This window comes from Arthrobacter sp. RCC_34 (genome assembly GCF_041360795.1).
GTDB lineage: Bacteria > Actinomycetota > Actinomycetes > Actinomycetales > Micrococcaceae > Arthrobacter_E.
In genome coordinates this window covers 442,700-459,727 of sequence record NZ_JBFUPW010000001.1, presented here as the reverse complement: position 1 = coordinate 459,727, position 17,028 = coordinate 442,700, and the positions used below count along the sequence as shown (strand labels likewise).

General features: G+C 68.2%; 14 protein-coding genes. 4 read left to right on the top strand and 10 right to left on the bottom strand.

Annotated elements, in window-relative coordinates; translation table 11 throughout:
• Positions 1-5: 5 nt before the first annotated feature.
• Entirely contained in the window at positions 6-1,481 is a 1,476-nt protein-coding gene (locus tag AB6732_RS02150) for an MFS transporter (protein ID WP_370957898.1), read from the bottom strand.
• A gap of 84 nt (positions 1,482-1,565) precedes the next feature.
• Between AB6732_RS02150 and AB6732_RS02145 the strand changes: the two genes are divergently transcribed.
• Positions 1,566-1,958, top strand: a complete 393-nt coding sequence (locus AB6732_RS02145; RefSeq protein ID WP_370957896.1) for a MarR family winged helix-turn-helix transcriptional regulator — start codon at positions 1,566-1,568, stop codon at positions 1,956-1,958.
• Between the two features lie 222 nt (positions 1,959-2,180).
• On the opposite strand, the gene guaB is transcribed toward AB6732_RS02145, so the two are convergent.
• The 3 genes from guaB to AB6732_RS02130 form a co-directional block, all read right to left on the bottom strand.
• Positions 2,181-3,692 (bottom strand): IMP dehydrogenase, encoded by a 1,512-nt coding sequence (gene guaB / locus AB6732_RS02140; RefSeq protein ID WP_370957894.1) that lies wholly within the window; start codon positions 3,690-3,692, stop codon positions 2,181-2,183.
• Positions 3,693-3,828: 136 nt separating this feature from the next.
• Entirely contained in the window at positions 3,829-5,928 is a 2,100-nt protein-coding gene (locus AB6732_RS02135; RefSeq protein ID WP_370957892.1) for an acyltransferase family protein, read from the bottom strand.
• Positions 5,929-6,070: 142 nt separating this feature from the next.
• Complete coding sequence (locus tag AB6732_RS02130) at positions 6,071-8,185, bottom strand: acyltransferase family protein (RefSeq protein ID WP_370957890.1); 2,115 nt, start codon at positions 8,183-8,185, stop codon at positions 6,071-6,073.
• A 156-nt stretch (positions 8,186-8,341) separates the two neighbouring features.
• Between AB6732_RS02130 and AB6732_RS02125 the strand changes: the two genes are divergently transcribed.
• Together AB6732_RS02125 and AB6732_RS02120 are read left to right on the top strand one after the other, a co-directional pair.
• Entirely contained in the window at positions 8,342-8,707 is a 366-nt protein-coding gene (locus AB6732_RS02125; protein ID WP_370957888.1) for a PadR family transcriptional regulator, read from the top strand.
• A complete protein-coding gene (locus AB6732_RS02120) occupies positions 8,704-9,687 on the top strand; it encodes a hypothetical protein (RefSeq protein WP_370957886.1) in 984 nt (327 codons plus the stop codon). Before AB6732_RS02125 ends, AB6732_RS02120 begins: the two co-directional genes overlap by 4 nt.
• 89 nt (positions 9,688-9,776) lie before the next feature.
• Here AB6732_RS02120 and groL read toward each other — a convergent pair whose 3' ends face one another.
• The 3 genes from groL to AB6732_RS02105 form a co-directional block, all read right to left on the bottom strand.
• Positions 9,777-11,387, bottom strand: coding sequence for a chaperonin GroEL (gene groL, locus AB6732_RS02115; RefSeq protein ID WP_066211404.1), 1,611 nt, complete (start codon positions 11,385-11,387; stop codon positions 9,777-9,779).
• A 102-nt stretch (positions 11,388-11,489) separates the two neighbouring features.
• A complete protein-coding gene (gene groES, locus AB6732_RS02110; RefSeq protein WP_066211406.1) occupies positions 11,490-11,786 on the bottom strand; it encodes a co-chaperone GroES in 297 nt (98 codons plus the stop codon).
• Between the two features lie 211 nt (positions 11,787-11,997).
• Positions 11,998-12,384, bottom strand: coding sequence for a hypothetical protein (locus tag AB6732_RS02105; RefSeq protein ID WP_144627767.1), 387 nt, complete (start codon positions 12,382-12,384; stop codon positions 11,998-12,000).
• Between the two features lie 81 nt (positions 12,385-12,465).
• Here AB6732_RS02105 and AB6732_RS02100 point away from each other — a divergent pair, with 81 nt between their 5' ends.
• Positions 12,466-13,689, top strand: coding sequence for an SAM-dependent methyltransferase (locus AB6732_RS02100; protein ID WP_370957883.1), 1,224 nt, complete (start codon positions 12,466-12,468; stop codon positions 13,687-13,689).
• Between the two features lie 66 nt (positions 13,690-13,755).
• Here AB6732_RS02100 and AB6732_RS02095 read toward each other — a convergent pair whose 3' ends face one another.
• The 3 genes from AB6732_RS02095 to ykgO form a co-directional block, all read right to left on the bottom strand.
• Positions 13,756-15,840 (bottom strand): hypothetical protein, encoded by a 2,085-nt coding sequence (locus AB6732_RS02095; protein ID WP_370957881.1) that lies wholly within the window; start codon positions 15,838-15,840, stop codon positions 13,756-13,758.
• Between the two features lie 152 nt (positions 15,841-15,992).
• A complete protein-coding gene (locus AB6732_RS02090; protein ID WP_370957879.1) occupies positions 15,993-16,829 on the bottom strand; it encodes a shikimate 5-dehydrogenase in 837 nt (278 codons plus the stop codon).
• Between the two features lie 53 nt (positions 16,830-16,882).
• Positions 16,883-17,005: a type B 50S ribosomal protein L36 gene (gene ykgO, locus AB6732_RS02085; protein WP_287902055.1), complete on the bottom strand. Its 123-nt coding sequence runs from the start codon at positions 17,003-17,005 to the stop codon at positions 16,883-16,885.
• Positions 17,006-17,028: the final 23 nt, after the last annotated feature.

The window sequence follows — 17,028 nt, the reverse complement described above, 5'->3', positions numbered from 1 at the left end:
GTGGGTCAGACGCGTGACCGGCGGCGCTGCGGGAACAGCGCGATGGCGAGACCGACCACCGCGATCACCATGCTGAGCACGAGGCCCGGACGGAACTGGGCGAGCATGGCCGAAGCGTCGTGCGTAGGCGAACCGCCGTGCGTGCCCGAGGTGACGATCGCCGTCGTGACGGCGAGCACGAGCGCCGCGCCCACCTGGGTGCTCGACTGGATGAGGCCGGCAGCGAGGCCTTGCTCGTCGTCGTGGATGCCCGCCGTCGCCTGCACATTGATCGCCGGGAAGCCGAGGGCGAAGCCGACGCCGAGGAGGAGAACCGAGGGCAGGACGTCCACCACGTAGTTGATGTCCGGGCCGATGCGCAGGAACCAGGCGTATCCGGCCGTCAGCGCGGTCAGGCCGACCACGATCAGGCGGGTGGCGCCGAAGCGGTCGATGAGCTTGTCCGCGAACGGTGCGCTGCTGACCACCAGGAGTCCGGCGGGCAGCAGGGCCAGCGCCATCGAGAGCGGCGCCCAGCCGAGAACTGACTGCAGGAACAGCGTGACGATGAACTGGAAGCTCAGGTAGGAGCCGAACAGCGCGACGGCGGCCAGGTTGGCGCGGGCCACCCAGCCTTCCCGGAGGATGCCGAAACGGATCAGCGGGTGACGGGTACGGGTCTCAATGAACCCGAACAGCGCGAGCACCGCGGCGGAGAGGACGAACCCTCCGATGGTGAAGGGCGAGGTCCAGCCGGAATCCGGGGCCTGGACCACGGTGAAGACGAGGCCGAGCATGCCGAGGGCCAGGCTCACGGCTCCCCAGATGTCGTGTCCGCCCTCAGCAGCGGGGCGGTCACGCGGGATGAACCGCAGGGCCATCAGCAGGACCAGGGCGGCCACCGGCACCGAGACCAGGAAGGTCCAGCGCCAGCTCAGCTCGGTCATGAATCCACCGACCACCAGGCCCAGCGAATAGCCACTGGCGCCGAAGGTCGCGTAGATGGAGATCGCCTTGTTGCGGGCGGGGCCCTCGACGAAGTTGGTGGTGATGATCGAGAAACCGGCCGGAGCGGTGAACGCGGCGGCGAGTCCCTTGATGAAACGGGTGGCGATCAGCAGGGTGGGGTCGCTGACCAGTCCGCCCAGGAGGGAGGCGAGGCCGAAGACGCTCAGGGCCACGAGGAACACGCGGCGGCGGCCGAGGAGGTCCGCCATGCGGCCGCCGAGCAGCAGCAGGGCGCCGTAGCCGAGGACGTACGCCGAGACGATCCACTGCAGGGAGCCGGTTCCGAGTCCGAGTTCCTGGCCGATGGAGGGGAGGGCGACGCCCACCATGGAGACGTCGAGGCCATCGAGGGCGAGAACGATGCAAAGGGTCACGAGGAGCAGCCAGGTGCGGCGGCTCCAGAGAAGGTCGGAGACAGCCAGGCCGGTTGCCGGGGAGGTCCGGGGGCCGGCCCCTGTCGCGGGGGCTGCGGTCAGTGTGCTTCCTGAATCCATGGCAACAACTTATATGACGCATCATCGAATGACAAGGAAAATGTTTCCGTGGAAAAATATTCCGTCATGGACTAAAATGGGCGCATGTCAACTACAGACGCCACGGCCCTCGTGGAGCAATGGCGCTCCGTGCAGAGCTGCTATCTCAAGACCTCCAACACTCTGGACCGTGAGCTGGCCTCGCACTTCGGGATCGGGCTCAACGACTTCGAGACCCTGGACCTGCTCGCGGAGTACGGGGACGCGGAGTGCCGCATGAAGGACCTCACCCAGGTCTCCCCCATGACACAGAGCGCCCTGAGCAAGATCGTCGACCGTCTCGAGAAGGGCGGCTACGTCCACCGCTCCGCGTGCAGCGAGGACCGGCGCTCCCTCGTGGTGGGACTCACCGATGCGGGCGTCCAGCTGCACGAGGATGCCGCGAAGATCCACCGCGAGGTCCTGATGAACACCCTCCCCACGACCGCGGAGTCCTGAGCTCCTCCCCTCACGCGAACCGCCACGTGGTGCCCGTATCCCCCACAGATACGGGCACCACGTGGCGGTTCGCGTGTCAGCCGGGATGAACACTGCGGAGACGACGACGGCGGCGGGCCACCTGGGAAGGTGACCCGCCGCCGTCGTCGTGCTTCAGCGAAGTGCGCCGCTCAGCGAGAGGTGCAGCTCAGCGAGAGGTGCAGCTCAGCGCCGCATGGGGACTCAGCGCGAGGTGTAGTTCGGCGCCTCGACCGTCATCTGGATGTCATGCGGGTGGCTCTCCTTGAGGCCGGCCGGGGTGATCCGGACGAACTTGCCGCGGGCCTTCAGCTCGGCGATGTTCGGGGAACCGACGTAGAACATGGTCTGGCGCAGGCCGCCCACCAGCTGATAGGCCACGGAGGAGAGCGGTCCGCGGTACGCGACGCGGCCCTCGATGCCTTCGGGGATCAGCTTGTCGTCACCGGAGACGTCCGCCTGGAAGTAGCGGTCCTTCGAATACGAGGTGTTCTTGCCGCGGCTCTGCATGGCGCCCAGGGAGCCCATGCCGCGGTAGCTCTTGTACTGCTTGCCGTTGACGAAGATCAGGTCGCCCGGGGACTCGGCACAGCCGGCCAGGAGCGAACCGAGCATGACCGTGTCGGCGCCGGCGACCAGCGCCTTGCCGATGTCGCCCGAGTACTGCAGACCGCCGTCGGCGATCAGCGGAACACCCGCCGGGATGGCGGCCTTGGCGGATTCGTAGATGGCGGTGATCTGCGGGACGCCCACACCGGCCACGACGCGGGTGGTGCAGATGGAGCCCGGGCCCACGCCGACCTTGATGCCGTCGGCGCCGGCGTCGATCAGGGCCTGAGCACCCTCGCGGGTGGCGGCCTGACCGCCGATGATGTCCACATGCGCGGCGGACTTCTCGGCCTTCAGGCGGGAGATCATGTCCAGCACGCCCTGGGAGTGGCCGTTGGCGGTGTCCACGAACAGCGCGTCGACGCCGGCCTCGACCAGGGTCATGGCGCGCTCCCAGCCGTCACCGAAGAAGCCGATGGCGGCGCCCACGCGGAGGCGGCCTTCCTCGTCCTTGGTGGCCAGCGGGTACTGCTCCGCCTTGGTGAAGTCCTTGGTGGTGATGAGGCCCTGGAGACGGCCGTCGGCGTCCACGAGCGGGAGCTTCTCGATCTTGTTCTTCGCCAGGAGATCCGATGCCTCATCACGCGTGATGCCGACGCGGCCGGTGATGAGCGGCATCTTGGTCATGACGTCGCGCACGAGGCGGTTGGGGTACTCGCTCTCCGGGACGAAGCGCGTGTCGCGGTTGGTGATGATGCCCAGCAGGCGGTTGTCGGCGTCGACCACGGGAAGGCCGGAGACGCGGTAGCGGGCGCAGAGCTGGTCCAGCTCGAGGAGCGTGGCGTCCGGGCCGATCACGAGCGGGTTGGTGATCATGCCGGATTCGCTGCGCTTCACGCGGTCCACGTGGTCGGCCTGATCCGCGATGGACAGGTTGCGGTGGATGACGCCAAGGCCGCCCTGACGCGCCATGGCGATGGCCATGCGGGATTCGGTGACGGTGTCCATGGCCGCGGACAGCAGCGGGGTCTGGACCGTGATGCGCTTGGAGATGCGGGACGAGGTGTCGGCGTCCGACGGGATGACGTCGGTGTGGCCGGGCAGGAGCAAGACGTCGTCGTAGGTGAGTCCCACGAAGCCGAACGGGTCGTGTTCAGGGGTGGTCATGAGTGCGCCTCTTTCGGGGATACCGGGTGGGTGTGCAACAGATGACCAGCCAGTCATTACGGGTCTGGTCCGTGCGTAGTTGATTAATTCTAAACGCGGTGAGCGGGGCCGCTGTTCCTCCGGGCGGTCGTGAGCTTCACCACTTGATGAGCCGCGTGAACTCCGAGGCGAACGGCGCCGCGAGCGTGTCCACGAACGTCTCGGTGAGATGGTTCGAATCCAGGAAGACCCGGACCTTCCCGACGACCGGAGGGCACGTGGTGGGCAGGCAGATGTAGTCGCTGAGGTCGATGAAGGTGGTGTTCTTCAGGACCGGCTCCAGCGGCGCGTACACGGGCACTGACGGCAGGACCTGATCCCGCTGCATCACACAGGCCGGGTTGTCGACGCCCTTGACCAGCGCGCACTCCGCGAGGTTCTTGGAGGAGCGGGGGTTGTCCCGCAATCCGACCACCTTGATGCCCTGCTCGCCGAGGTCACGGGCCGTGCTCTCGAACCCGGTGCTCAGCTGTTCGTCCGGGGAGTCCGGCGTGGACTGGGTGGCCATCGTGATGACGAGATCCGGCTTGAGCTGCTTGATGTACTGGCGCAGATCGGCGTTGAAGGCGTCGCATTCCTCGTTGCCCGTGGACTCCACGGCCGAGTAGGGGCAGCCGCCCTTCACGTCGGCGATGAGGTTCCAGTTCTGCTGGGCGGCCAGAGGCTTGATGGCGGCGAGCATCTGCTGGGCGTGGGAATGGCCCACCACGAGGACCGTCTTGGAGGCCGTCCCCTCCGCCGGCTGCAGGGCGCAGTTGCGGATGACCTCATCGCCCTGGCTCGGGCTGAAAGCGCCCTCGCAGCCGCCCTCCAGCGTGGACCAGTCACTGCCGACCCGTTCAGGCTGGGGCACGACGGCGGTGGCCGGCTGATCCTCGGGAACGTAGCCGGGTTCCAGGCTGGTGGCGCCCGGGTTGGTGGCAGTGGAGACACTCACGGGCGTCATGGCCTTCGATTTGTAGTCCACCCGCCAGGCGGTCAGCGGCACGGCCGCACACATCACCAGAGTCACGGTGGCCACCACCGCGTTGCTCGTGCGGCGCTCCACCCAGCTCCAGCTCCTCAGGGGCTTCTCGACGAAGCGCGTGGTGAGCACCGCGGCCGCAAGGGAGAACACGATGATGCCCAGGCCCAGCAAGAAGCCCGCGGATTCGCGATCGGCCACCACCAGGGCGAGGGTCAGCACGGGCCAGTGCCAGAGATACAGCGCATAGGAGTTGCCGCCGAGCCGTGCCAGCGCCTTGGAACTGAGGATCCGGTCCACTCCCATCCGGGATTCCGTCGCTCCCGCGATGAGCACGGCAGACACCGCGAGGGTCGGCCACAGCGCCACGTAGCCCGGGAAGGCGCCCTGGACGTCGAGGATGAAACCGCAGCTCAGCATGGCCACCACACCGGCCCAGCCCAGGACGATCCGCACCATGCGGGGGAAGTTCAGGTACGGCAGGACGAGCGCAAGCAAGGTGCCCAGCGCGAATTCCCACATCCGGGCGAAGGTGTCGAAGTAGGCCAACGTCTGGTGGCTCGCGGTGTACTGCACCGAGAAGACGAAGGACGCGATGAACACCAGGGAGAAGACCGGGATCAGGACGGCCCGGTAATTCCACCCGAACTTCCTTGCCAGCAGGCCGCAGAGCACGAAGATCAGCGGCCACAGGATGAAGATCTGGCCCTGGATGGACAGCGACCAGAAATGCTGGAAGGGGCTGGCCATCGAGTGGTCCGCCGCGTAGTAGTCCACGGACTGCGCTTGAAGAGCCCAGTTCTCCACATAGAAGAGCGAGGCCAGGCCTTGACCGATGATGTCCGCCCAGCGGGTGGCAGGGACGAGGAACCGCACGGCCAGCAGCACCAGCACGATCACGAGGACCGCCGCCGGCAGGAGCCTCTGGAAGACGTGGAGATAGTGCTTCGGCAGGCTGACCCGCTGCCCGCGCTCGAAGCGGCGGGTGAACTGGAGCGTCATGAGGAAGGCGGAGATCAGCAGAAAGGCGTCCACGCCGCCGGAGACCCGGCCGAACCAGACGTGGTACGTCACCACCATGAGGACCGCGAGGGCGCGGAGCCCTTGGATCTCCGGACGGAAGGAACGCGCCGCACCCGTTTCCGGGGTCGAGCCAGGGCTCGAGGCGCCGGCCGTGCGGGCCGGGCCTCTGGAGAGCCGTGTCAGGGCGTTCTTCATCGTCGCGGTGAGCATACCTATCCAACCGTTGGAGCGTTATCTCATCGTTACATTCTAGCCTGTGCGCAGGCTATGCGCCTCCTCGGGACCTGCTCGGCGCGGGCTCGGCGCCGTTCCCGACGCCCTCACGACACACGTCGCGGGCTCCCGCCCGGGCTCACGAGCCGAACAGGGATCCGTATTTCTCCTCGAACGCGGGCGCCAGGCTGGCCGCATAGGTTCCCGTCAAATGGTTCTCGTCCAGATAGACCCAGATGTTCCCCACCTTCGGCGGGCAGGCCGACGTCGTGCAGATCCTGTCGGTGAGGTCCATGAACTTCACTGAACCCAGGCTGTCGCCGTACTTCTCGCCCTCGTAGACGGGTTCCGGGGCCACGACGGACGAGCGCTCAAGGCTGCAGGAAGGGTCATCATGGCCCTTCGCGATCGCGCAGGTGCTGAGGTTGCGGGCCGAGCGCGGATTGTCGCGGATGCCGAGGACGTCGATACCGAGCTTGTCGAGCTCCTGCGCCATGCTCTCGAACCCCACGCTCAAGTCCTCGCGGGGCGAATCCGGCGCCGACTGGGTGGCCATCGTGATGACCAGGTCCGGCTTCACCTGCTGCACGTAGGACCAGACGTCCCGGTTGTAGTCGTCACAGGCCTTGTCGCCCGTCGACTCGACGGGCGAGAACGCGCATCCGCCTTTCTGCTGGGCGATGAGGTTCCAGTTCTCCTGCGCCGCCAGGGGCTTGACGGCCGCCATGAACTGCTCGGCGTGGGAGTGCCCCAGCATCATCACCGTCTTGGAGGCCTCACCCGACGGCGGCGCCTGGAAACCACAGCGCTCCACGACTTCGTTTCCGCCCTCCGGCTTGAGCTCCTCGGGACACGGACCGTCCAGACTGACCCAGTCCGTGGCCACCTTCTCCGCGGGAGGCATCACCGGCGCGTCGGGCGAGCTGCGCGCCACATAGTCGGGATCGAGCATTCGGGCGCCGGGGTTGTCCCGCTCGGTCGCGCTGATCGGGGCCGACACCTTGGCGTTGTAATTCAGCTGCCAGTAGCCGAGCGGCGCACTGACCAGCGCGACGACGGCGGCACAGGCCGCGAGCGCATTCCTCCCCCTGAGATCCGGCCAGCTCCACGTCCGCAGCCTTTTCTCCACCAGCCAGGTGCTCGCGTAGGCGAGGGCCAGCGAGAGGACCACGACGGCGAAGCCGAGTTTCCCGTCGGCGTTCTCCCGGTCCCGGACCATCAGGGCGAAGACGAGCACCGGCCAGTGCCAGAGATACAGGGCGTAGGAATTACCGCCAAGGGACACGAGCGGCTTCGAGGACAGGAGCCGGTCCACGCCGAACGGCGAACCCGTCCAGCCCGCGACGATCACTGCGGCCGCCGAGAGGGTCGGCCAGAGCGCCGCCACTCCGGGGAACGCTCCCTGGACGTCGATCACGAAACCGCAGGCGAGCATGGCCACCACCCCGGCCCAGCCGAGCACCACCCGCACCATCACGGGAAGCGCGAGATGTTTCAGGCCGAGGGCCAGCAGCGAGCCCAGCGCGAATTCCCAGAGCCGGGCAAAGGTGTCGAAATAGGCCTCGGCCTGACTGGTGGCGGTGTACCAGATGGAGAACGCGAGCGAGAGGAGCAGGACGGCGCCGAACACGAACGCCAGAAGCTTCCGGTACCCGATCCCCCGGGCGCGGGCGACCGCCGAGGACACCAGGAAGATCAGGGGCCACAGGATGAAGACCTGGCCCTGGATGGACAGCGACCAGAAATGCTGGAGGGGGCTGGCCAGCGCGTGATTGTCGGCGTAGTAGTCGACGGCCAGCGCCTTGAGTGTCCAGTTCTCCGCGTAGAGGAGGGACGACCAGGCCTGGGTGAGAAGCCCTCCCCATTGCGTCGCCGGGTAGAGGAACCTGCCCACGATCAGCACCGCCAGGATGACGAGGGCGGCCAGGGGCAGCAGGCGCCAGAACACGTGGAGATAGTGGCGCAGAAGGTTGGTCTTGACCCCACGGTCGTGCTTCCGCACGAATTGCAGCGTCATGAGGAATGCCGAAATGAACAGGAAGACATCCACACCACCGGAGACCCTGCCCATCCACACGTGATAGGTGACCACCATCAGCACGGCCAGAGCACGGAGCCCCTGGATCTCGGGGCGGAACGATCTCTCGTGGTTCTTCACGGCGGCGTCCGGCACGGCCCGCCTCCTCCCCCGGGCCAGGGACTCCTGGCGTCGTGACGTGAGGGATTCGCTGAAGGTCTGCTGAGGCATAGTCATCCGTGGTTGGTTTCGCTCGGAACTAGCCATGGTATCCGAGACGGCCCCTGCAGCCCCCTGGAGACTGCTGCGCACTCTTGACTAGTGCGCATTGCGTAGTAGTGTCGTGTGCAGAAGATAAGAGCTCATAAGAATCACCGGAAGAGGGGAGGTTCCGTGGAATCGACACAGCTGCTCAAGGGAGTGCTGGATCTCGCCGTGCTGGCCGTGCTGGACCGCGAAGACGGCTACGGCTACGACGTCGTCCGACGGCTCCGTGCGGCGGGGCTGGAGGAGGTCGGGGACGCCTCCGTCTACGGCACGCTGCGCCGCCTCTACAACGGGGGCGCGCTCAGCAGTTACGTCGTGCCCTCCGACGGGGGCCCGCACCGGAAGTACTACGGCATCAACGCACAGGGCAAAGCCCTGCTGGAGGTCCAGGCCAAAGGCTGGCAGGACTTCTCGCGCAGCATGGAGCTGCTGATCTCCGGGACACCGCTCCCCCGCACCCGCACCACCGAAACCACTCAGGAGACGGAATGAGCACCACAGGAATCACGGGCGTCCCGGCAGTCATCGCCGACTACGCCGCGGCCGTCCGGCGTGAGCTCGGCGACCTGCCGAAGCAGGACGTCGACGAGCTCACCGAGGGTCTCGACGCCGACCTCCTGGAGCAGTTCCGCGAGTCCGGGACGGCGCCGTCGGAGTCACCAGTCTCGTACGCGGCGGAACTGCGGACGTCCGCCGGCCTCGCCCCCAGGACCGAGAGCCGGTCCGGGGCTGCGCGTGGCCTCACTGCCATATACCGCGAGACGGTCACCAAGCTCCGCCTCGCCGCAGACCGATACCCCCTCCTCCGGGCCACCTGCGATTTCCTCGTCCTGCTGCGACCGCTCTGGTGGGTGGTGCGGGCGTGGACGGTGTATCAGATCATCGCATCGGCGTGGGGATCGGGCGTCCCTCGCTTCGTCTTCCCGCACGGGCCGCTGACGTGGGCGTTCTTCATCCTCTGCGTGGTGCTGAGCGTCAGCTGGAGCACCAGGGTCCTCCGGCCCGGACACTGGCCTGCCCGGCTGCGGACGATCACCAATGTGGTGACGGTCATCGCGTCTCTCCTAACGGTCCCCATGGCGATCTCGGTGGCGAACAGCACCGAGGAGTACACCGGGTACATCCCCGCCGGCGGATCGTGCACCCTGTACGACGGGGTCTGCCACAACGGCTCGGTCGTGGGACCCTTCTTCGTCTACGGCCCGGACGGCACGCGCCTGGAGAACGTCCGGTTCTTCACCACCGACGGGTCCAGTATCCCGATCGACCTGGCTCCCGCCGAGGAGCCCGGACCATGGGGCGTGGCGCCACGCACCACGTCCGGAGCCTCGGCCCCGGGCACGAGCCCCGCGCCCAGCGCGACCGCGCCCGGCCCGACCACACCGGGCGGCGCGACGCCCGCGCCGCACTCCCCCGCGCCGTCGTCGGCGGTCACTCCAGGTCCGAAGCCGAGCGCCACATCCGGCCGCTGAGGCCGGCTGCCGGCCGGTGAGCCTGCCTCGAAAACACGAAAGGCCCGGATCCATTGGGGGGATCCGGGCCTTTCCGCGTCAGAGGCAGGTCAGTGCTGGTGACCTGCGTGCTCGTCCTCGTCGGAGGGCTTCTCGGCGACCAGGGTCTCCGTGGTCAGCACCAGCGCGGCGATGGATGCCGCGTTGCGCAGAGCCGAACGGGTCACCTTGACCGGGTCGATGACGCCGGCCTCGATGAGGTTCTGGTACTCGCCGGTCTTGGCGTTGAACCCGTGGTTGTTCTCCAGCTCGGAGACCTTGGAGACCACCACGAAGCCGTCGAAGCCGGCGTTCTGGGCGATCCAGCGCAGCGGCTGGGCCAGCGCGCGGCGGACGATGCCCACGGCAGCGGCGGCGTCACCCTGCAGGGCGGCGACGGCCGGGCTCTCATCCAGCGCCTTGAGAGCGTGGATCAGTGCGGAACCACCGCCGGAGACGATGCCCTCTTCGAGAGCGGCACGCGTGGAGGACACGGCGTCCTCGATGCGGTGCTTCTTCTCCTTGAGCTCCACCTCGGTGGCGGCGCCGACCTTGATGACGCCGATGCCGCCGGCGAGCTTCGCCAGACGCTCCTGGAGCTTCTCACGGTCCCACTCGGAGTCCGTGCGCTCCAGCTCGGCGCGCAGCTGAGCCACTCGCGAGGCGACGTCGTCGGCCGTGCCGGCGCCGTCCACGATCGTGGTGGAGTCCTTGGTGACCGTGATGCGACGGGCGGTGCCGAGCACCTCGAGGCCCACCTGGTCCAGGCTCAGACCCAGCTCCGGGGAGATGACCTGGGCGCCGGTCAGGATCGCGATGTCCTGCAGCATGGCCTTGCGGCGGTCGCCGAAGCCCGGAGCCTTGACGGCGACCACGTTCAGGGTGCCGCGCAGGCGGTTGACGATCAGCGTGGACAAGGCCTCGCCGTCGACGTCCTCGGCGATCACGAACAGCGGCTTGTTGGCCTGCAGGGTCTTCTCCAGCAGGGGAAGCAGGTCCTGAAGGCTGGAGATCTTGCCCTGGTTGATCAGGATGAAGGCGTCCTCCAGGACGGCCTCCTGGCGGTCCTGGTCCGTGATGAAGTACGGGGACAGGTAACCCTTGTCGAACTGCATGCCCTCGGTGAGGACCAGCTCGGTCTGGGTGGTGGAGGACTCTTCGATGGTGATGACACCATCCTTGCCGACCTTGCCGAAGGCCTCGGCGAGCAGCTCGCCGATCTCCTCGGACTGCGCGGAGATGGCGGCCACGTTCGCGACGTGGTTGCCCTCCACTTCGCGGGCGTTCTCCAGCAGGCGGTCGGCCACGGCTTCCACCGCGGTCTCGATGCCACGCTTGATCTCGCCCGGGGCTGCGCCGGCGGCCACGTTGCGGAGGCCTTCCTTGACGAGGGCCTGGGCCAGGACGGTGGCGGTGGTGGTGCCATCGCCGGCCACGTCGTTGGTCTTGGTGGCGACCTCCTTGGCGAGCTGAGCGCCAAGGTTCTCGTACGGGTCGTCCAGTTCGACTTCACGGGCGATGGTCACACCATCGTTCGTGATGGTGGGGGCGCCCCACTTCTTGTCCAGCACGACGTTGCGGCCGCGCGGGCCGAGGGTGACCTTGACCGTGTTGGCCAGCTTGTCGATACCGGCCTCGAGCGCGCGGCGTGCGGCGTCGTCGAACGCCAGTTGCTTTGCCATGAGTGTCCTTTCAAGAGCAGATCCCCGCCACCGACGGGGCACCGGCCAGGCCGGGCACCCGGTCACGGTGCGGGGATCTGCGCTACATGAGCTGTAGGGGCGTTACTTGACGATGATCGCCAGGACATCGCGGGAGGACAGCACGAGGTACTCCTCACCGCCGGCCTTGACCTCGGTGCCGCCGTACTTGGAGTACAGCACGACATCGCCCACGGCAACGTCGATCGGAACACGGTTGCCATTGTCGTCCACGCGGCCGGGGCCAACGGCCACGACTTCGCCTTCCTGCGGCTTCTCCTGAGCGGAGTCCGGGATGACCAGGCCGGAAGCGGTGGTCACTTCAGCGGCGAGCTGGCGGATGACAATACGATCCTCAAGAGGCTTGATGGAGACCGACACGATCTCTCCTTTGCATGAGATTTCTGACGTCTTCAGCCGCGGTGCCAACCGTCGTCGCGGTGCCGGCAGCAACCTTGGGCTTAGCACCCGAGGGGTACGAGTGCTAATAGCAACTGTAGGGATGCGTTAGCACTCGGTCAAGGCGAGTGCCAACTATTCGTCATCGGCGGAACACATCCGCCTCGACGTTCGGCGCGGGGCCGGGACGCGGTCAGTCGAGGATGTCCTCGACTCCCAGGTCACCCTGCTCCGGATCCTGCCCCTTCGGGCGGTTGTCGCGGTTCAGATACAGGCCCACGGCGCCCAGCGCGGCGAAGACGGCGGCGAGGATGAGCACCACCCAGGCCCCGGCGCGCACGGGCGAATAGATCTCCCGCAGCCCCTTCGCCTCCTCGGTGGCGTCGGCGATGTTCTTGCCGTCCACGGAGTACACCGCGGCGTTGAACGTGTCGAGGACCCAGAGCACGCCCAAGACGGCGAAGGCCACCAGGAGCACGACCACGCCCACGATCAGCAGCGCCCGGGAATACTCACCGAGCAGGGCCACCAGCACCTTCCGGGAACTCGAGGCGGATGATCTGGGCTGGTGGGCGCTCATGCTTTCAGCCTACCGGGCGCGGCCGGACGCCCGCTCCGCTCGCGGCTCTTTCAACCCGGACCCGCGCACTAGGCTGGAACCATGCCCACCCCCGACGGCCAGATCGCGCCCCTGCTCACGGCCGAGGCCTTCGCCCTGCTGAACTCGATGGAACCCTACTCCGAGAAGGACGCCCTGGCGCAGAATCTCCGCCTCCGCAAAGACGGACACGATCCGGCACTGGTCGCCGCCCTGCTGACCCAGAGCCGGCTCCGGGCGAAGGCGGAGGCGAAGTTCGGGCCGTTCGCCCAGGACATGCTCTTCACTCAGGCCGGCCTGGAGCAAGCCACTCGGCTCAACGTCGCGGCGCTGCACGCCGAACGCTACCGCCGGGCCGGGGTGGCACGCGTGATCGACCTCGGCTGTGGCCTCGGCGCCGATGCGCTGGCCCTGGCCTCTCTCGACCTCGACGTCACCGCCGTGGAGCGGGACGAGGAGACCGCCGCCTGCGCCGCCGTGAACCTGCGGTCCTTCCCGGAGGCGCGCGTGCTGCACACGGACGCGACCGCGCTGGATCTCGCGGAGTACGACGGCGTGTGGCTGGATCCCGCGCGCCGGGAGGTCTCCACGTCCGGCTCGGCCAGGCTGTGGGACCCCGAGGCGTTCTCCCCTCCCCTGTCCTTCGTGGAACGCCTCGCCGCGGAGGGGAAGGCCGTGGGCGTGAAATTCGGTCCCGGCATGCCGCACGAATCGATCCCGTCCGGCTGCGAGGCCGAGTGGGTGTCCGTTGACGGCGACGTCACGGAGGTCACCCTCTGGTTCAACGCCCTGGCCCGGGACGGGGTCCGGCGTTCGGCGCTCCTGCTGACACCCGCGGGCCGGGTGGAGCTCACCTCAGAGACGGAATTCGGCGAGAGCCCGGAGCCGCTCACCGGCCCGGTGGAGGGCTTCCTGCACGAGCCCGACGGGGCCGTCATCCGCGCCGGCCTCGTCTCCGATCTGGCGGAGCAGATCGGGGCACACTTCCTCGATCCCCAGATCGCCTACCTCGCGAGTGAGACGGCGCTTGAGACGCCGTTCGCCCGGAGCTTCCGCATCCTGGAGACCATGCCGTACAACGTCAAGGCGCTCCGGAACTGGGTCAAGACCCACGACGTGAGCAGCCTCGACATCAAGAAGCGCGGCACCGCCGTCACGCCCGAGGAACTCCGGAAGCTCCTCCTGCCGGGCAAGCCCCGCAAGGGCGGGAACCACGCCACGCTGGTCCTGACCCGGATCGGCCAGGACCGCGTGGTGATGGTGGTGGAACCGGTCGAGCGGGGCTGAGCAGGGCCGGCCCTGACGCGCTGTTCGCGGGTCACTCTCCCGTGGACAGCGCATCAGGGCGCCGGATCACGCGAGCGTGGCCCGGGCCGCCGCCCCGCGGACGCCCGCGGCCGAGATCGGCACCACCGAGAACGTCCGGCCCGAGGCCAGGTCCACCGCCGGGAAGAAGAACGCGTCCCGGTGCGTCCTGCCGAGCCACAGGTCCCCCTGGAACACGTCATACGCGGTCGCGCCGCTGCCGAGCGACCACGTGAGTTCCACGTCCGTGCCGCCACCGACGGTCCGGACCGCCAGGCCACGCACCGCCGCGGGCGCCGGCGCGGCTCCAGCCTCCCGGAAGGACAGGCGTCCGAGACGTCCCGTGCCGCTGATCCGCAGCGAGAGCCGCACGACGGCGTCGCGGTCGGCCGGGATGACGCCGCGGTGCGGTGCCCACGGGGCTGAGGCGCCGCCGTCGCGCGTGAGAGGCCGCCACTCGATGCGGCCTGGCCGGGACCGCCGGGTGACACCCACCTCCAGTGACAGGCCGGGGCTCGCGACGACTTCCACCTGCACCGCACGGCTCTGGCGAAGATCGGTCTTGAAGAGATGCAGCACGCCCGTGCCGGAGACGGAGAGGCTGTGGCCGCTGTCGTAGGAGGCGGTTTCATCCAGCGCGACGGCGAGCCGGCCCTCCGTCCAGTACTGCCAGCTGAGCGAGGGGTCGGCGATGCCCTGGTTGTCCCAGCCCCGCGAACTGACCGTCCGTCCCCCGAGGCTGAAGGACGACCCCACGCCCACGTTGAACGAGTGCACGATCGGCAGCGCACCATACGGCGACCGTTCGACCACGGAATGGGCGATGCCGTCCCATTGCCGGTAGTTGAGCACATCTCTGCGGTACGGAGGCTTCCGCGGCTCCAGGCGGCCCGATTCCGCCGGGTTCCCGGTGGGTCCGGACCAGAACTTCTGCTCCAGATCGCGGTACCACGCCCGGCCCTCCGGGTCATGGACCTCGCCGCGGTGGGCGGCGTCCAGCCAGAACTCGCTGTCCACGAAGAGCGCGACCGAGAGCGGGCCGGGCTTCCCTGGCGCCGCCAGGTCCCCGAAGCACTCCATCGGACGGAAGCCGCCCTTCTGGTGCTCCACCCCGGCGAAACCGACCTCCCGGGGGTCGAAGCCGGCGGCCTTGACCGCCGCCGCGCTGTTCCGCAGGCCCGGGTCCACGCGCGGCCAGTCGTAGTTGATGAAGATGGAGTCGACCGCGCGGTCCCCCGGCGTGCCGAGCGAGGGCAGGTTCCGGGCGTTCAGTTCGTTCTGGTAGTCCAGGACGCCACTGTCCGGCAGGACCGCGTCGTAGTACTGCAGATAGAAGTCCGGGTCGATCGACTTGATGTACCGGAAGAGCTCGAACAGCTTGCCCACCTGGGCCTTGGTGATCGAGGCCTCCTGGTTGATGAAGAGCCCGTCGAAGCCGAAGTACTGCTTCAGCTCCACGATCTTGTCCCCCACCGGGAAACCGCCGTCGGCCCGCTGCACGAGGAACTCGTCGAACGCCGTGGTGCTGCGCGGCCAGAACCAGCCGCCGATGGCACGGGCGCCGTTCTTGTGCGCGGCCTCGGTCCACCCGGGGTTCGGGATGTCGATGACGCCGTAGTCGCGGCCCGGGGCGGACGGGTTCTTCACCACGTCATCCGGCACGGAGGCGAGCACCTGCCCGTGCCAGGTCCCCCAGATGTCGATGTACGGCCAGTACCGCTGCGTGTAGACGTACGGTTCCTGGCCGATCGCTTGGTTCCGTCCTTCGTAGACCGAACCGGCGTCGTCGATGGTCAGGGTGGACAGCTGGACGGCCGGGTCCAGGTCGGGGTGGGCCTGCGTCGGCGCGAACGGCGCGATGCGCTCGGCCCGCGGAAGGAGACACCGCAGATGCCGGCCCCACGGGGTGGTCGCGGGGTCGAAGTCGAGGAGGTCCCGGGGATTCCACCCGAAGGTGGAAGGCCCGGCCGGGATGCCGCCGCTGCCCGGCACGGGGGCGCCGGGTGGCGTCATGGCGGGATGCACCCCTGCCGACGCGCCGCCGGCCGCCGAGGCCGCGGGGGCCGTCGCGAGGCCGAGCACTCCGGCCAGGCCCGCTCCGCCCACGGTGAGGAAGGTTCGCCTGCTGGTCATGCTGGAACTGGACATTCAGATACCGCCCTTCAGGTCGCTGGCGGCGCAGCGCTGCGCCGCTGCCTGGAACTATAACGGTTTAGCGATGAGCGGCCAAGGGTTCCGGACAGGACTGCACAGAGGTTTCCGAAGGAGTTTCGAGCGGCGGCTTGTCAGGCCTCGCGGCGGGAGAACTCGCTAGCCTCGCGGACCAGCTCCGCATCCGGACGCACGCCGGTGTACAGCACGAACTGCTCCTCCGCTTGGATCGATGCCACCTCGGCGCCCGTGATCACGGGCTTGCCGGCGGCGCGGGCGGCCTTCAGCAGGGGCGTCTCGGACGGCATGGCGACGACGTCGAACACCAGCTCGGCCGCCTCGATCGCCGACTGCGGGAAGGGCAGCGCGTCCTCCTCGGCGCCGCGCATGCCGAGCGGGGTGACGTTGACCAGCACCTGCGCCTGCGAGCCGTCCGCGAGGCGGCCGCCGTCGTCGTCGGCCTGCCAGGCGAAGCCGTACAGCCCGGCGAGGGCGCGGCCCTTCTCCTCGTTGCGCGCGACGACGGTGACGTTGCGGAAGCCGGCGTCCCGGAAGGCGGCGACCACGGCCTTCGCCATGCCGCCGGAGCCGCGGAGCATGACGGACAGCCCGCTGTCGACGCGGTTCTCGGCGAGGAGCCGCTCCACGGCCTGGTAGTCGGTGTTGTAGGCGGTCAGGACACCGTCGTCATTGACGATCGTGTTGACCGAGTCGATCGCGGCGGCCGACGGCGCCAGGTGGTCGACCAGCGGGATCACGGCCTCTTTGTACGGCATGGACACGGCGGCGCCACGGATCGGCAGCCCGCGGATTCCCTGCACCGCGGCGGCCAGATCGGCCGGGGCGAAAGCCTTGTAGACGAAGTTCAGCCCGAGCTTCTCGTACAGGTAGTTGTGGAAACGGGTCCCGATGTTGCTGGGCCGCGCCGCGAGGGAGATGCAGAGGGTCATGTCCTTGTTCAAGATCGCCATGCGCTCATTAAACTGCACGGCCCGGCGTCCAGGGACGCCGGGCCGTGGCGGAGTCAGCCCTGCCGGGCCTTGAACCGCGGATTCTTCTTGTTGATCACGAACGTCCTGCCGCGACGCCGGACCACCTGGGCCCCCGGGATCTTCTTGAGGGCGCGCAGCGAGTTGCGTACTTTCATGGCTGTTCCTTTCTGGATGATGG

Excerpts from the sequence above, each read along its gene's own strand:
- AB6732_RS02150 (WP_370957898.1), bottom strand. The coding sequence starts at position 1,481 with ATGGATTCAGGAAGCACACTGACCGCAGCCCCCGCGACAGGGGCCGGC.
- AB6732_RS02145 (WP_370957896.1), top strand. The coding sequence starts at position 1,566 with ATGTCAACTACAGACGCCACGGCCCTCGTGGAGCAATGGCGCTCCGTG.
- guaB (WP_370957894.1), bottom strand. The coding sequence starts at position 3,692 with ATGACCACCCCTGAACACGACCCGTTCGGCTTCGTGGGACTCACCTAC.
- AB6732_RS02135 (WP_370957892.1), bottom strand. The coding sequence starts at position 5,928 with ATGCTCACCGCGACGATGAAGAACGCCCTGACACGGCTCTCCAGAGGC.
- AB6732_RS02130 (WP_370957890.1), bottom strand. The coding sequence starts at position 8,185 with ATGACTATGCCTCAGCAGACCTTCAGCGAATCCCTCACGTCACGACGC.
- AB6732_RS02120 (WP_370957886.1), top strand. The coding sequence starts at position 8,704 with ATGAGCACCACAGGAATCACGGGCGTCCCGGCAGTCATCGCCGACTAC.
- groL (WP_066211404.1), bottom strand. The coding sequence starts at position 11,387 with ATGGCAAAGCAACTGGCGTTCGACGACGCCGCACGCCGCGCGCTCGAG.
- AB6732_RS02105 (WP_144627767.1), bottom strand. The coding sequence starts at position 12,384 with ATGAGCGCCCACCAGCCCAGATCATCCGCCTCGAGTTCCCGGAAGGTG.
- AB6732_RS02100 (WP_370957883.1), top strand. The coding sequence starts at position 12,466 with ATGCCCACCCCCGACGGCCAGATCGCGCCCCTGCTCACGGCCGAGGCC.
- AB6732_RS02095 (WP_370957881.1), bottom strand. The coding sequence starts at position 15,840 with ATGACCAGCAGGCGAACCTTCCTCACCGTGGGCGGAGCGGGCCTGGCC.
- AB6732_RS02090 (WP_370957879.1), bottom strand. The coding sequence starts at position 16,829 with ATGGCGATCTTGAACAAGGACATGACCCTCTGCATCTCCCTCGCGGCG.
- ykgO (WP_287902055.1), bottom strand. The coding sequence starts at position 17,005 with ATGAAAGTACGCAACTCGCTGCGCGCCCTCAAGAAGATCCCGGGGGCC.